The organism is Burkholderia sp. KL41 (assembly GCF_057005415.2).
Genome location: NZ_CM174447.1, coordinates 3,583,063 through 3,597,756 on the forward strand (window position 1 = coordinate 3,583,063; position 14,694 = coordinate 3,597,756).

Consider the following 14,694-nt stretch of genomic DNA (forward strand, 5'->3'; position numbering starts at 1 on the left):
GATGCCGCACGGCGCGCATCTCGCGCGCCGCGCCGCCCGCGTCACGCGATCGGTCAATCGAGGAACAGCGCGGCGCGCGCCTTCAGCGCCGCGCTGAAATCGTCGAGCCAGCCGATCGACAAACGCCAGCTCTGCCAGTAAAGGTCGATATCGATCGTTCGCCCGCGCGACATGTCGACCAGTTCACCCGCCGCCAGCTGGCGATCGACCATCCGGTCCGGACACATCCCCCATCCCAATCCCGTCTCGCATGCGCGCAGATAGCCCGCGACGTGCGGTATCCAGTGCTGCGGCGGATCGAGATCCGCGCGCGTCACGCGCCGGATGAAACGCGCCTGCAGCCCGTCCTTCGGATTGAACATCACACACGGCGCGCGACGCAGCGCATCGCGGGTAATGCCCGCGCCGAAGTAGCGTTCGTAAAACGCCGGCGAGCATACCGCGCGATAGCGGATCCGCCCGAGCCGCTCCGACCGGCACCCCTGGATCGGTTCGGCCTGCGCGGTCACGGCGCCCTGCACGCTGCCGTCGCGAATACGCGAAGCCGTGTAATCCTGATCGTCGATCACGAGATCGAGCAACGTTTCGCGCTCCGTGCAGAACGGCCCGACCGCGTCGATGAACCACGTCGCGACGCTGTCGTCGTTGACGGCCACGCGCAACGTCGGCCACGCGCTCGCGATCTGGCCCGGCAGTGCCGGCATCCGTCCGCCCAGCTCGGCCTCGAGCAGTTGCACACGCTCGGTGTGACGGCACAGCAGCGCACCCGACGTCGTCGCGACGCACGGCTGCCCGCGCTTGACGAGCACGCTGCCGACCCGCTCCTCCAGCAATTTCACGCGCTGCGACACGGCCGACGGCGTGACATTCAGCTCCTTGGCCGCACGCTCGAACGAACCGTGCCGGATCACCGCCGCGAGGGCATCGAGCAACGCGTAGTCGAGCATTAGATTTCCTTAATCTGCATTAGGTGATTTAGCTTCTCTTATTTTCATGCTGACCGCAGACTAGCGCTACCCGATTCATCCGTCTACTGCTTCTCCTGCTGTCATCCATCATGAACTGGCTCGCTTTTTCCCACGGCGCCGCACTCTGCGGGTCGCTCATCGTCACCATCGGCGCGCAGAACGCATTCGTGCTGCGGCAGGGCATCATGCGCTCGCATGTCGGCAAGATCGTGCTGCTGTGCGCACTGTCCGACATGATCCTGATCGGCGCAGGCGTCGGCGGCGCATCGGCGCTCGTCGAACGCTATCCGACCTTCGTCCATGCGGTGCTGTATGTGGGCCTCGCCTATCTCGCGTGGTTCGGCATCAACGCGCTGCGCCGCGCGTTCAAGCCGGGCCACGAAACGCTCGACGTGCGCGGCGATGCGGTCGCCCCGCCGCCGCAGAGCGGGCTTGCGATCGTGCTGATGACGCTCGCGTTCACGTGGCTCAACCCGCACGTGTATCTCGACACGTTCCTGCTGATCGGCACGGCCGGCGCGCGTGAACCGGAAGGCGCGCGGCTCGCGTTCGCGATCGGCGCGATGTCGGTCAGCGTCGTGTGGTTCCTCGGGCTCGGCTACGGGGCACGATTGCTGGCGCCGTGGTTCCGCAAGGCCGTTGCGTGGCGCGTGCTGGACGGCGCGATCGGCAGCATGGTGCTGTTTCTCGCGGCCGTGCAGTTGCGGTAGGGAAAGGAGGGTCGCGGCAGATGCGGTCTGCCGCGACGTGAGGTCAGCCGGTCGCGATCGGCGTCAGGCCGTCGATGTCGTGTCGGGCAGCGTGCCGCCGATGGGCGGGTTGCCGGCCAGTTGGGGTTCGTCGGCGGCCATCGGATCCTGCTGCTTGGCCGGATCGGCCTTGGCGAGTTGCGTGGCGGCCTGCTCGGCCTTGTCGCCCTCGTAGCGCCAGTACAGGAACTTCTTGCCGCGCTTGCCCATGAAGTACTGGCGGTTGACCGTCCAGCGGCTCAATTCCGCAGCGCCGACGTAGCCGTCTTCCATCTGCTTCTTGAAACCTGCAATCGAATCGTGCACATAGTGGTCGAAGAACTTGTCGAACGTCGCGCGCGTCGCTGGATCGAGGCTACCCAGCCAGTTGCCGGCAACCCGGACGGCCGCGTCGATGGCTTTTTCCTGTTCCGAAACAGAGACAGTCAGGTATCCGCCGTTTGCATGACGCAAGCGATCCGTATCTTCATTCCACTCGCGATCGGTAATGGCCATATGATCGTCCACGCCACCGGGTGGCTTCAGACGGCCGTCCTTCAGGCGTCGGCTTCTGCTGGCGCGCCACTGATAATAGCGGTTCATGTGCCAGATGACCTGCGCCTCGAGCCTGTCGCTGTTCGGCGCCGCGCCCGCACTTTTGCTGCCCCCCTGGCCCATGTAGACATTCCATGCGGCCTCCAGCTCCCTGGAAATCTCGAACTGTTGCCCAGCGTCCGCAAGCAGTTCCTTTGGTGAACGAAACGGGACGCCGGCCTTCCATGCTTCGATATAGAGATTGTTCAGCGCGACGTTGGCCAACTCGTTGGTTCGACCTTCCTGGTAGTTGTGCTCGTAACCACCGCCCACGTCCGAGTGCATGCCAGGGTAGTACACCTCGCGGCAGTTCGCGGGAATCTTCTGGTCTTCCCGCACCGAGTCACCGGGGAATTTTTCCCGCACCTCCTGCGATGCCACATAGTGAACACATTGCCGCACGTAGCCCGGAATGCGAATATCGTTCGCCCATTCCGCGTGACCGCCTTTGTCGATGTAGTAGAGGTAACCGCCGGCGAGCGGTCCGAAAAAAATGGTAGCGATGGCCGGTCCCGCAGCCTCGACGCGGCTGCCGCCGAAGCCCGTTGACGAAACCGTATCAAGAATTCCAAGGAAATAAACGACCACTTCGGGGCGATGCCCCTTCATGTTCTTCTTGTTCCACCAAAGCCTCCCGCCGATATTCTCGGCGAGTTGCTCGGTCAGCATGCGAACGAAGGCACGCGCTTCCGTCGCGCCCCGCGAGAAACCGAATACGGCCAGGTTGATCTGGCTCACAGCGGGCATGTGGCCGGTGACATGCTTGTCGAGTTCGTTGAGCATCCATCGGATGCGCAACTCGCCTTTTCTCGCGGCAGCCATGCCGAGTGCGTTGTCGAGACCCTTTCCGGTATCTCCTACTTTGTCGCACGGCGTGCCGACACCTTCGACATAGCGTGCAACAGTCCGGGGGAACGCGTTGTCTTCAGCATGCGCAAACCGCCAGAGCTTCGCGATATTGCTGTACTTGGTCAGCTTGACATCCTTCAGACCACGGCCGTCCAGGTCGAAGTTGTTGCCCGTTCCGTCGAAGAATGCCGTGAACCACACGGGCTTCGGACACTCCTTGCATTGCTCGATCCGCAGCGGATCGAGAATTTCTCGCTGGGCACTGCGGATGGCGTCCTCGGCGGGGGTGAGATCCGAGATGCGTCTGACAATGGGGGGATTGCTCACGGCAGTTTCGCTCCTGTTTCGGCAATGTGCCCAGCGTCAGTTCCATTGGGCCGGCTTCTTGCGGCCATAGAACGGATTGGGAATTTCCTTCAGGCAGGCACGACCGGTCAGCTTGCGCTGCTCGTCGCGCATTGAAAGCGCCACCTTCGGATCCGGGCCATCGACCTGGAAATTCATGTCGCCTTCCACATGGCCATCGGGGAAGAAGTGCAACACAATGCCGCCGCTCTTGCCCTTGACGGGCGAACGCGTGATCGTGATCTCGCCTTCACACCATGCCATCCCGGGCCGGGTTTCGCGATGCGTGTATTCGTCGTAATCCGGAGACGACGCTTCCAATGCGCGCTTGTCGACCACCCGCTCCCACCACACCTTGAACTTGCGGGGCGTGGTCCATCGAAGATCCCACGCGAGGCTCGGTCTCTGCCCGCCGCCGCCCGTCCAGCGTGTCGCGTTCCGCGGCGTGGCACTTGCTCCGTCCGCGCTTGCCGCATCGTCGAGGCTGTTCTTGTCCGGCGGCAGGAGATAAACGCCGTAGATATCGTAGTCCGTATAGTTGAACGACCCCGCCGTAATAACGTCGTAGTTCGGGTCACTCCACTTGTTCGCTTCGCCGGGTGCCAGGCTTTCCTTTTCGGCATCGCCCGAGGCCTTGCTGCATGCGGCCGTGGAAAAAACCATCACGGCCAGCAAGGTGATCCAGCAGCGGTTCATGTTGAACATCCTTCTTCCCAATCGATTTCATTCAGGGGTCGGTCACGTCCAACCAACCCGACAAAGGCAACGCGCCGCGCCTGCGCCGCTAACCCGCCGCTTCCCGCATCTCCCGCCAGCCTTCCACCGGCACGAGCCCCAGCGCCTCCGGAAAGTCCTGCCCTTGCGCCACCGCATCGAAAACGGCGACCATCGCCGGATGCTCGTCGAAGCGCGGGCCGTACCGCAACGCCAGTTCGCAGTAGATCAGCAGCGACACCGCGCTTTCCGCGCCATGCGCCTGGCACCGCGCCAGCTGATCGCGCACGAAACCGTAGTGCTGCGCGGCCGGCAACGACGCCAGCAACGCGGGCTTCTCGGCGCGCAGCCGCTCGATCATGGTGTACGGATAACAGGCAGCCAGCAGGTCGTCCTCCTGTACCTGGGACAACTGCAGCGGAAACTCGGCAACCTGCTTGACGTTGGCAGGCGCTGTGATTTCCGTCGCCTGGATCGTCAGTTCCGTATCCAGATGAAGCCAGCGCCGCACGCCTTGCGCCAGATACGCACGATGCGCCGCAGGCAGCATGTCGAGCCAGAACGGCAGCACGCGTGGATCGAAGAAACGCATCAGCATCGCGCTCTCCATCTGCTCGAGCTGAACATCCACCATCGGCACGAGATGCGCAGCCAGTTGCGCGAGCGTCAGTGGTGAAACAAGCACGCTCGCCGCCGACCATGGAATGTCACGCGGATCAGCCTCGTCCGCTGCGTCGGCGCTGCCGTCGGCAGGCTGCCATTCGAACAGAAGCGGCCCGACGATCCTCGCATCGTCATCGGCGTTGTCGAGCAGCGATGCGGCGACAAACGCCGGCCACGACGCCCTTTCTTCATCCGGCAACGTCGCCAGCAACGCACCGTCGATCAGGACGTAAGCGCGCAGCCCGTCCTGCGACGACAATGCGGCCTGAAGCACGTCGACAGCCTGCGCGGCGTTCAGCTCGTTCGTCATTCGTTACCCTGCCTCACGCCTTGGCCGCGAACGGCGACGCCATCGACGCCGCGTTGACCATGCACGGCGCGCACGCCGTGCCCGGGAACGCGCGCGCGGGCACCGGCAGGCTGTCCGGCCCCGTGAACGTATGCGACGCGGCATGCGCGGTCCACTCGCCCTTCGTCCCGTGGACAATGCCGCTACCATTCCAGCGCGTGTAGCTGGTTCCGCCATTGATCAGGACTTCTTCCTTTGCGGTAATGGTGATGCGGTTCGCATCGACCTTGACGTCCAGCTTGGCCAGCACGTTGATGCTGTCCTTCAGCGCCTGGATGTCGATGTCGGCGGCGGCGGCCACGAGCCGAATGCCCTTCTCGAACGCGGCGACGCGCACGGCCTCCTGCGCGCTGACCAGCATGCTCTTGCCCGCGCCGATGCTCGTATGGGCTCCGCTCGTCAACGCGACGTGCTGGTCGCTCGCGATGTGGGTCGATCCTGTCGTCGTGGCAAGGATGCCCGCCGGGCTGGCGAGCGCGAGAAACGGCTGCGCGAACTCCGGAAACTCGCCTTGCTGAGGGTTGCCGCCGGTGCCTCTCAGGCCGTCGTTCTGCGTGCGGAGCGCCTGATGGACGGCATCCTGGTCGCCGGACTCCTGCGCCTTCACGTCATGCGCGGAACCCGACAACGATTCGTGCAGGTCGTGCGCCTTGTCGAGGCGCGCGACGGTTTCGCCGATATCGGTCGCGTGCGCACGCGCGTCGTAGCGCGCCTCGCTGGTGACGAGCAGGCCCTTGGCCGCCCGCACCGCGCCGTGCGCGTCGGTCCGCAACTCGAAACCGCGGGCGCGCTGGTCGGTGCGCCCCTGTGTCGCGTCGATGCGGACGTTGTGCCCGAGCGTCAGTTCGCTCGCGTCGGTATCGCTGCGCAGCTTCAGTTGGAGCTGCTGCGGCGTGTCGTCGAGCAGCACGTGATTCGAGCGTCCGCCCGCCGCGTTGCCGCTGTCGCCCGACAGTTCGCGGCTGCGCAGGCCGGTCAGCACGTGCTGGTCGGGTAGCGCCCACGGCGGCATCCGTTCCGCGTTGTACGTGGTGCCCGACACGACGGGCCGGTCGGGATTGCCGTCGAGGCACATCACGAGCACCTCGCTGCCCACGCGCGGATGCGCGATCATGCCCTTCTCGCCGCCCGCCCAGCCGGCGGCCACGCGAATCCGCGCGCTGGTCTGCGCCGCACGGTCCCAGTGATAGACGATGCAGACGCGACCGTATTCGTCGACGTCGACGCTGCCGGCCCCCTTCGCGCCCGCGACGGTCGCGGTTTGCGGCGCCAGCACGCGCACGGGCTCGCTGTTGAAGCCACGGCCCGGGCGCCAGGGCGTATGCCGATGGCCCGCGACGAAGCGGTTGCGATACTCGGGCTTGCCGTCCGCCTGCAGGTAGTTGTTCGCTGCTTCGTGACGGGCTTCGAGAATCAGGTACTCGTGATCCTGCGGGCTGCCCGACGCCGCGCTGAAGTGATCGGCCAGCTGGAACCAGCGTCCGGGCAGGATGCCGTGATGGTTGCCGGCCGCGTCGAAACGCGTCGCGGTCGCCTCGATCTCCTCCATCCGCACGCGTGCGAGCGCATCGCCGGCGCGCGTCTGTTTCGCGAAACCGTAGTGCCCCACGTATTCGTGATGCTCGACCTGCGGCGCGACGCCCGGCGGATGCAGCGTCGGAATCTGCGCATTGGCCGCATGCGGCGCCTTGAAATCGAACGCGGTCGCGCTGTAACTGCCGGCGGACAGCAACCGCACCGCGGACCATTGCGAAATGGCGTCGGCGGCCATCGGACCGTCGTGCGTCTGGAAACGGATCACGGGCGAGCGACCGTCGACGGCCGGGCACTGCACCGTGCTGTCGTCGCCGACGATCAGCTTCAGGCCTTTCTCGTCGTGCTCCCACCAGTACAGGCACCCGACGGCTTCCAGATGGCGGACGATGTAGTTCCAGTCGCTTTCGCCGAGCCCGCCGCCCTGGACGTTCATCGTGCGCGCGGGATCGTCGCCGCGCACGCGCCACTCCCACGACGGCGCGAGCCCCTGGTAATCGGCGAGCAGCGTGCCGATCTGCTGCTGAAGCGATTGGCCGAGGAACAGGCGGTTGTTCACGCGGGTCCGCAGGAAATGGCTCCACGGGCTCAGCACCGCGCGATATTCCGCAACCGAATCGTCGTTGCGGACCAGCGAAAACTCGGTGCAGTAACCGGTGAAATGACGCAGGCCGCCGTCGGGGCGCACCATCGACACCGCGAGCAGCTTGCCCAGCATGTCGTCCAGCGTGACGCCCGCCTCGCCGGACAGCAGCGTCAGTTCGAACGTGAAGTCGATCCCGAGCCCCTCGTGCGCGACGAGCCGCTCGGCGACCAGCCGCGCCGGACGATGCCGGCCGTACGAGTCGGTGACCGAGGGTGCGTCGTCGTGGGGGAAAGACAGCGTGAGCAAGCGCTTGTCTTGCAGGAAAAACGGAGGGCGAATAAATGCTGCAAGGTCAGCCATGACCGCCTCAGAATGATCTTTCGTTCGAATGGCAGCGGCGCGCTGCCTCCCTATTTTTGGGATGAAAGGATATCGTAGAGCGCGACCAGCGACAACGCTGACACGACCCGGCAATTTCTTCGCCTCTCGCAAGAAATCGGTAACAAATACAGTATCTTGCGGTGTGCCGGGCGACGCTCGAACGGACGGCGCATCCATGATGATGCCGCTTGATCCGGCATCCCGACACACGGCCTCCGAACACGTCGGTTTGCGTGCTGCAGGAGGAACCTCGTGCTGCGCTTCGCCGTCTCAACGCGACCGGCTTCATCTCCCGCAGTCCAATCCCCTAATCCCGCAGCACCCGGAGAGAAACATGGCACACCGCCCCCTCGGCACATCGAACATCCAGGTTTCGCCGCTCGCGTTCGGCGGCAACGTCTTCGGCTGGACCGTCGACGAGAACACGTCGTTTGCGCTGCTCGACGCGCTCGCCGACACCGGCATCAACTTCATCGACACGGCCGATGTCTACTCGGCCTGGGCCCCCGGCAACAGCGGCGGCGAGTCGGAAACGATCATCGGCAAGTGGCTCAAGCGTTCCGGCAAGCGCGAACAGGTCGTGATCTCGACCAAGGTCGGCCTGCTGGCCGCGCGCGCGGGGCTGACGAAAGACAACATCCTGAAAGCCGCCGACGATTCGCTGCGCCGCCTGCAGACCGACTACATCGACCTGTATTTCTCGCACAGCGATCTCGCCGATACGGCCCCGCTCGAGGAAACGCTCGGCGCCTATCAAACGCTGATCGAAGCGGGCAAGGTGCGCATCATCGGCGCGTCGAACTACAGCGGCGCACGCCTGCGCGAAGCCGCCGCGATCAGCGCGCGCGACGGGCTGCCCGCGTACCAGGTCATCCAGCCCGAATACAACCTGCTCGACCGCGCCGACTACGAACGCGATCTCGAACCGGTCGTGCGCGACCTGAAGCTCGGTGTCGTCAATTACTACGCGCTCGCGAGCGGCTTCCTGTCGGGCAAGTACCGCAGCGAGGCCGACCTGAAGAAGAGCGTGCGCGGCGACCGCGTCGCCGGCTACCTGAATGAACGCGGGCTGCGCATCCTCGCGGCACTCGATGCGGTAGCCGCGAAACACGGCACGCAGCCGGCCGCGATCGCGCTCGCCTGGCAGATCGCGCGGCCGACAATCACCGCGCCGATCGCGAGCGCGACGTCGCTCGCGCAGCTGGAATCGCTCGGCGACGCGATCCGCGTCACGCTCGATCAGGACGACATCCGCCGGATCGACGAGGCCAGCGCGGCCTGAAGTCGTCGGCAGCGGGCCGGCCGACCGGATCGCGCGGCCCGCGCGGTTCCGCGACCGGCCCGTGTCGCGTGCGCGCCCTTGTCACCGCATGCGCGGAGGCGGGGCATTCGGGTGGGGCGGATGGATACAATGGCGGCGCACGGGCGGCCCGTCGCACGGCTCGACACGGCCGGACCGATATCCGTGACGCCCGGACCCACACGTCGCACAAAAAACGCCCATGCCCCGGAACACCCGTCGCGCCCGCTACGCCTCCCCGTTCGCCGCCATGCTCGCCGTGCCGTTCGCCTGCGCGCCGGCCGCGTCTTATGCAGGCTGGTACGAAGTCGTCAACTACACCGGCACGATCGGCACCGCGCCGGTCCACGTATCGCTGCAGACCTACGACGCAATCAACCGCAACGACGCGGGCCGCTGGCGCGTCGACGGCAGCTACTACTACGACGCGCATCGCAAGCCGATCCCGTTGCAGGGCCGCCGTGAGCCCGATGGCCGCATGACGCTGTGCGAAGCATCGCCGCCGGCATCGAACGCCGACTCGCCGGTCGTGCCGGCCGCGTCGCCGTCGCGGCCGAAGCCCTGCCCGATCGCGCTGAACGTCACCGGGAAAACGGCAACCGGCACGTGGGACGACGGCCGCAAGACGCTGCCGATCACGCTGAACGAAGTCGGTCGGCTGAACGACACCGACGACCAACATCCGCAGCTGGACGGCAACGTCGATATCCCGATGTGGTATCGCACGAAGACGCACATGCTGGTCGGCGTCTACGCGCTGTCCGACAAGTGCGGCGTGGCGATGCAGTCGCTGCGGGCCGTGAACATCGCGACGGGCCGCATCGACCGCACGATCGCGCTCGACTGCGACGCCGGAATGGTGATGACGTCGATCTACGCGAACGTCACCGACGCGCGGCGGGCCGGCTACGTCAGTGTCGAGTACCGCGGCGGCAAGATGGGCTACGAGCAGGACGTGTCGCTCGGGCTGCCGTCGTCTTCGACGAAGTAACCCGGCACGACTTAACCCGAAATCGCACACGTGTCTTGACTCACACGGCCGCCTCCCTTGACTCGGCCGGACATCGATCGCGCCTGCGCCCGCCATGCCCCGCCGCAAGCGCGTCACGCGCGTGCCCCGGGTCTTTCACGGATTGACCACGCGCTCCGACGTGCCCGAGACTGCGCCGCTCAGGCGGTCATCGGGAGAACGTCATGCCGGACACCAGCACGGAGATCGCCACGATCTCGACGCGCGCCGTGCGCGGCCACGAACGCGTCGACTTCTGGGTCGACCATGTCGCTCGCACGCTCGTGCGGATCGAATGCAGCGGCAAGTCGTCCGAAGGCATCGACGCGACGCTGCGCAAGCGCGATCTCGGGCTGTTCGGCGCCTGCGACATCGTCGCGAACCGGCACGCGGTCGTGCGCACGCCGCACAACATCCACGCGGACCAGCGCGATGCCGTGTTCATCTGCCTGATGCACGCAGGGCAAGGCTACACGTTTCAGGACGTCGACTGCATGCAGCACGGGCCCGGCGACCTCGTGCTCTACGACACGTCGATGCCGTACGGGCACGGTTTTCCCGCCGACATGGCGATGACCGTGCTCGACGTGCCGCGCGACGTGTTCGAGGCGCGCGTCGGCCCGTGGCGCTACCGCAGCCTCGTCAAGATCGACCGTGACGACGGCGTCGCATCGTGGGCCGTGCGGCAGGTGTATGCGCTGCTCGCCGCGCCGCAGGAGCCGACGCCCGGTGCGCGCGAACGGCGCGCCGCCGCGATCCTCGATCTCGTGCAGTCGATGCTGCGGCTGCGCGACGGCGACGCGTCGCCGACCAAGTCGACCGTCCACACGCTGTCGCGCGCAAAAGCGTTCATCGACAGCCATCTCGCCGACGACGATCTCGACAGCCAGTCGGTGAGCCGCGCGATCAACCTGTCGCCGCGCCAGCTCGCGCGCGTCTTCGAGATCGAAGGAACGCCGCTCACGCGCTACATCCTTGCGCGGCGGCTCGAACGCTGCCGCGCCGACTTGCGCGACCGGTCGCTGAAGCACCTGACGGTCAGCGAAATCGCGTTCCGCTGGGGCTTCAACAACAGCGCGCACTTCAGCCGCAGCTATCGCGCGCGCTTCGGCGAGACGCCGAGCGAGTCGCGCGCGTCGGCAACGGCGCCGGCCGACGCGCGGTAGCCCGCCGCCGTCCACCCGCCGCCGTGTCCCGGCGAGGCAAACACCCCGTCCGTCCCGGTCAAACGGGGCCGCATGGCGGTCGCTAAGCTGGCTTCCTGCGCGGCGGCACTCGTTTCGCCGCCCGACAGCAAGGAGAAGAAGCGGGATGGAGACGTACGACCATATCGTCGTCGGCGGCGGCTCGGCCGGCTGCACGGTCGCGCACCGGCTGGTGAAGGCCGGCAGGCGCGTGCTGCTGCTCGAGGACGGCCCGAAGGACGACAGCCTGTTCATCCGGATACCGGCGACGTTCATCCGCGTACTCGGCACGCGCCGCACGGTCACGTTCGAGAGCGAGCCGCAAGCCGGTGCGGCGGGCCGCAGGACCTACGTGCCGCAGGGCCGCACGCTCGGGGGCGGCAGTTCGGTCAACGCGATGCTGTACGTGCGCGGCACGCGCGACGACTACGACGACTGGGCCGCGCTCGGCTGCACGGGCTGGGGCTGGGACGACGTGCTGCCCGTGTTCAGGCGCGCCGAATCGCACCTGCGGCTCTCCGAGCCGTTTCACGGCACCGACGGGCCGCTGAAGGTCGGCGACGCGCGCTTCAGGCATCCGCTGAGCCTCGCGTTCGTGAAAGCCGCGCAGGAAACCGGCATCGCCTACAACGACGATTTCAACGGCGCCGCGCAACATGGCGTCGGGTTCTACCACACGACGATCTTCGACGGCCGGCGCGGCAGTACCGCGGCCACCTATCTCGCCGACGCGCTGCGGCATCCGAACCTGCGCGTGCTGACCGGCTGCCGCGTGACGCGCATCCTGTTCGACGGCCGGCGTGCGACCGGCGTCGAATGGCGGACGGCAAGCGGCGCGACGGGTTCGGCCGCCGCGCGCGCCGACATCGTGCTCGCAGCCGGTGCGCTGAGCACGCCGAAGCTGCTGATGCTGTCGGGCATCGGGCCCGGCACGCACCTGCACGCGCACGGCATCGACGTGCGGCACGACAGCCGCGACGTCGGCGCGAATTACCAGGATCATCTCGAAGTCTCGATCTACGGCCGCAGCCACGCACCCGTGAGCCTGCTGGGCGAGGATCGCGGGCTGAAGGCGTTGCGGCACGGGCTGCAGTGGATGCTGTGCCGCACGGGCCTGCTGACGTCGAACGTCGTCGAATCCGGCGCGTTCGTCGACACGACCGGCAGCGGCCGCCCGGACATCCAGTTCCACGTGCTGCCGACGCTCGTCGGCGACGTCGATCGCGAGCCGCTGCCCGGCCACGGCCTGTCGATCAACCCGTGCCTGCTCAGGCCGCGCTCGCGCGGCTCGGTGCAACTGCGCGGCAACGATCCGGCCGCGCCGATCCTGTTCGACAGCGGCGCGCTGTCCGACCCGGCCGATGTCGACGGTCTCGTGCGCGGCGTCGCGCTCGCGCGGCGGATCATCCGCGCGCCGTCGCTCGCGCGCATCGTGCGCGAAGCCGAGACGCTGACCGAGACGGCACTCGCCGACTACGTGCGGCGCCGCGCGAAAACCGTCTATCACCCGGCCGGCACCTGCCGCATGGGCAACGACGAACACGCGGTCGTGACGCCGCGCCTCTCGGTGCAGGGCGTCGACGGCTTGCGGATCTGCGATGCGTCGGTGATGCCGCGGATCGTGTCCGGCAACACGAACGCGCCGACGATCATGATCGCGGAGCGCTGCGCCGAATTCATGCTGGCGGAATGACGCGGCGCACCTGCGCCGTCTTTCGCTGCACCCAAAAAAACGGCGCGTGGGACACGCGCCGCCGCTCCATCCGCATCGACCGCCGGTATCAGCGGCCGGCCGCGTGCGCCGCATCGCGCAACGCCATCGGCGACGCGCCGTAGCGCTCGCGAATCGCCCGGCTGAAGTGCGCCTGGCTCGAGAAACCCCAGCGAAACGCGATCTCGCCGATGCTCGTCTTGCGCAGCCGCGCATCGGTCAGCTCGCGATGCGCGTGCGCCAGCCGCTCCGACCAGATGTGCTGCGTGATCGACTCGCCTTCGGCCGCAAAGAGCCGGCTCAGGTGGCGCAGCGACAGCCCGACCGCGTCGGCAACCGCCTGCGGCCCGAGCTCCGGGTCGCCCAGGTGCGTCGCGACGTACTGCTTCGCGGTCAGCAGGTACGACAGCGACGCGCGCGATGCGCCCGCGCCGTTCACTTCGGCGTCGACGAGTTCCGCGATCAGCGTGCGCGTGTGCTCGGCGAATCGCGCGGCATCGCGCTCGACCGGGTCCTTCATGAACCGCTCGACGCTCGCGCGCAACGTCGCGCCGAGCATCGCGCCCGCGCCCGGCTTCGGCGCGATCCGCAGCGGCAGCGCCGCCAGTTCCGCATCGAGCCGGTCGTCGAGCGTCGTGACCGGGATATCGATCAGCAACTGCCGCATCGGTGTCAGGAATCCGAACAGATAAGGCACACGCGTGTCGTAGACGACGACATCGCCGGCTTCCGCGAGCAGGCACCGGTCGTGCTGGATGAAATACGCACGCCCGCTCAGGATCTGGCACGCGAACAACGACTCCTTCGGCAACTGGCGCACCAGCGCGGGGCTGCGTTCGATCACGTGATCCTGGCCGCTGATGTCGGCGATGCCGAGGCCCGGCAGCGCGATGTCGGTCTTCTCGACCTCGAGCCCGGCCGGCGACAGCGACGAGCAGCGCAGGCCGACCAGCGTCTCTGCATTGAACGCGTCCCAGTACGCCATCCGGTCGCGCACCGGCACGTCGGCCGTCGAGCCTCGCGTGCGTGAAAAAACGGTCGAATTCGTCACGTCGCCTCCTGCTGGCGCCCGTCGTGCGGAGCGCCATGCATTGCGAAATTGGGGGATGGATCGTTTAAACGTCGTGCGGTGCGATGTCCGGCCCGATCAAGCAATTCGTCCAGCCCAGTCAAGAGCGGCGCGCACCTGCTGGCTAAAGTCGAGCCCACGACATCCAAACACAAGGAGACGAACCGTGGTCGACCAAGCCGTAGCCGAATTCTGGCAAAACATCCCGCCGATTGCCAATCCGTTCAAGCCCGATGCGCTTCCGGAAGCCTACATCGCGAACGCGGCCACCGACGACGAGCGTTATTACGTTCCGTTCACCGAAACGGTTTCGTCGCGGCCGCTGTGGATCTCGCCGTCGCAGAACAAATGGTGCGACATCCTGATGGCGAAGGAAGCCGGGCTCGTGAACCGGCACTATCACCCGCACGAGGTGTTCGCTTACACGCTGTCGGGCAAGTGGGGTTACCTGGAGCACGAATGGACCGCGACGCGCGGCGATTTCGTATACGAGACGCCGGGCGAGGGCCACACGCTCGTCGCATTCGATCACCCCGAGCCGATGCGCGCGTTCTTCATCGTCAAGGGGCCGCTGATCTGGCTCGACGACGAAGGCCAACCCGACGGCTATTTCGACGTGCACTCGTACATCGCGATGTGCAAGGCGCACTACGAGAAGGTCGGCCTCGGCGCGCAAGCGATCGAGAAGCTGTTCCGCTGACGCGCGGCGAG

General features: G+C 66.6%; 12 protein-coding genes. 6 read left to right on the plus strand and 6 right to left on the minus strand.

The genetic code is table 11. The annotated features are described in order from the left end of the window. Positions 1-53 precede the first annotated feature (53 nt). Positions 54-947: a LysR family transcriptional regulator ArgP gene (locus PQB87_RS33600; RefSeq protein WP_039344521.1), complete on the minus strand. Its 894-nt coding sequence runs from the start codon at positions 945-947 to the stop codon at positions 54-56. 110 nt (positions 948-1,057) lie between these two features. Here PQB87_RS33600 and PQB87_RS33605 point away from each other — a divergent pair, with 110 nt between their 5' ends. Then, positions 1,058-1,678, plus strand: coding sequence for a LysE/ArgO family amino acid transporter (locus PQB87_RS33605; RefSeq protein WP_021157577.1), 621 nt, complete (start codon positions 1,058-1,060; stop codon positions 1,676-1,678). Positions 1,679-1,741: 63 nt separating this feature from the next. On the opposite strand, the gene PQB87_RS33610 is transcribed toward PQB87_RS33605, so the two are convergent. The 4 genes from PQB87_RS33610 to PQB87_RS33625 all read right to left on the minus strand — a co-directional run bounded on the left by PQB87_RS33610 (position 1,742) and on the right by PQB87_RS33625 (position 7,635). After that, positions 1,742-3,466 (minus strand): T6SS phospholipase effector Tle1-like catalytic domain-containing protein, encoded by a 1,725-nt coding sequence (locus PQB87_RS33610; protein WP_153490305.1) that lies wholly within the window; start codon positions 3,464-3,466, stop codon positions 1,742-1,744. Between the two features lie 36 nt (positions 3,467-3,502). Next, positions 3,503-4,189, minus strand: coding sequence for a DUF3304 domain-containing protein (locus PQB87_RS33615; protein WP_489243376.1), 687 nt, complete (start codon positions 4,187-4,189; stop codon positions 3,503-3,505). A gap of 79 nt (positions 4,190-4,268) precedes the next feature. Further along, positions 4,269-5,072 carry a DUF4123 domain-containing protein gene (locus tag PQB87_RS33620; protein WP_267131056.1) on the minus strand — a complete coding sequence of 268 codons (804 nt, stop codon included), beginning with the start codon at positions 5,070-5,072 and terminating at the stop codon, positions 4,269-4,271. A gap of 112 nt (positions 5,073-5,184) precedes the next feature. Further along, positions 5,185-7,635: a type VI secretion system Vgr family protein gene (locus tag PQB87_RS33625; RefSeq protein WP_228395683.1), complete on the minus strand. Its 2,451-nt coding sequence runs from the start codon at positions 7,633-7,635 to the stop codon at positions 5,185-5,187. 409 nt (positions 7,636-8,044) lie between these two features. Between PQB87_RS33625 and PQB87_RS33630 the strand changes: the two genes are divergently transcribed. The 4 genes from PQB87_RS33630 (at position 8,045) to PQB87_RS33645 (ending at position 12,896) form a co-directional block, all read left to right on the plus strand. Then, positions 8,045-8,992: an aldo/keto reductase gene (locus PQB87_RS33630; protein ID WP_060068211.1), complete on the plus strand. Its 948-nt coding sequence runs from the start codon at positions 8,045-8,047 to the stop codon at positions 8,990-8,992. A 220-nt stretch (positions 8,993-9,212) separates the two neighbouring features. After that, the gene (locus tag PQB87_RS33635; protein WP_489243377.1) at positions 9,213-10,001 is read left to right on the plus strand and encodes a hypothetical protein; all 789 of its coding nucleotides are present in this window, start codon (positions 9,213-9,215) and stop codon (positions 9,999-10,001) included. Positions 10,002-10,204: 203 nt separating this feature from the next. Next, positions 10,205-11,185 (plus strand): helix-turn-helix domain-containing protein, encoded by a 981-nt coding sequence (locus PQB87_RS33640; protein WP_059684795.1) that lies wholly within the window; start codon positions 10,205-10,207, stop codon positions 11,183-11,185. 145 nt (positions 11,186-11,330) lie between these two features. Continuing rightward, complete coding sequence (locus PQB87_RS33645; RefSeq protein ID WP_489243378.1) at positions 11,331-12,896, plus strand: GMC family oxidoreductase; 1,566 nt, start codon at positions 11,331-11,333, stop codon at positions 12,894-12,896. A gap of 88 nt (positions 12,897-12,984) precedes the next feature. Here PQB87_RS33645 and PQB87_RS33650 read toward each other — a convergent pair whose 3' ends face one another. Further along, on the minus strand, positions 12,985-13,965 hold the full coding sequence (locus tag PQB87_RS33650) for a helix-turn-helix domain-containing protein (RefSeq protein ID WP_021157569.1): 981 nt from the start codon (positions 13,963-13,965) through the stop codon (positions 12,985-12,987). 184 nt (positions 13,966-14,149) lie between these two features. On the opposite strand from PQB87_RS33650, the gene PQB87_RS33655 reads away from it, so the two are divergent. Then, positions 14,150-14,683 carry a 2,4'-dihydroxyacetophenone dioxygenase family protein gene (locus tag PQB87_RS33655; protein ID WP_021157568.1) on the plus strand — a complete coding sequence of 178 codons (534 nt, stop codon included), beginning with the start codon at positions 14,150-14,152 and terminating at the stop codon, positions 14,681-14,683. Positions 14,684-14,694: the final 11 nt, after the last annotated feature.

Excerpts from the sequence above, each read along its gene's own strand:
- PQB87_RS33615 (WP_489243376.1), bottom strand. The coding sequence starts at position 4,189 with ATGTTCAACATGAACCGCTGCTGGATCACCTTGCTGGCCGTGATGGTT.
- PQB87_RS33630 (WP_060068211.1), top strand. The coding sequence starts at position 8,045 with ATGGCACACCGCCCCCTCGGCACATCGAACATCCAGGTTTCGCCGCTC.
- PQB87_RS33600 (WP_039344521.1), bottom strand. The coding sequence starts at position 947 with ATGCTCGACTACGCGTTGCTCGATGCCCTCGCGGCGGTGATCCGGCAC.
- PQB87_RS33640 (WP_059684795.1), top strand. The coding sequence starts at position 10,205 with ATGCCGGACACCAGCACGGAGATCGCCACGATCTCGACGCGCGCCGTG.
- PQB87_RS33635 (WP_489243377.1), top strand. The coding sequence starts at position 9,213 with ATGCCCCGGAACACCCGTCGCGCCCGCTACGCCTCCCCGTTCGCCGCC.
- PQB87_RS33605 (WP_021157577.1), top strand. The coding sequence starts at position 1,058 with ATGAACTGGCTCGCTTTTTCCCACGGCGCCGCACTCTGCGGGTCGCTC.
- PQB87_RS33645 (WP_489243378.1), top strand. The coding sequence starts at position 11,331 with ATGGAGACGTACGACCATATCGTCGTCGGCGGCGGCTCGGCCGGCTGC.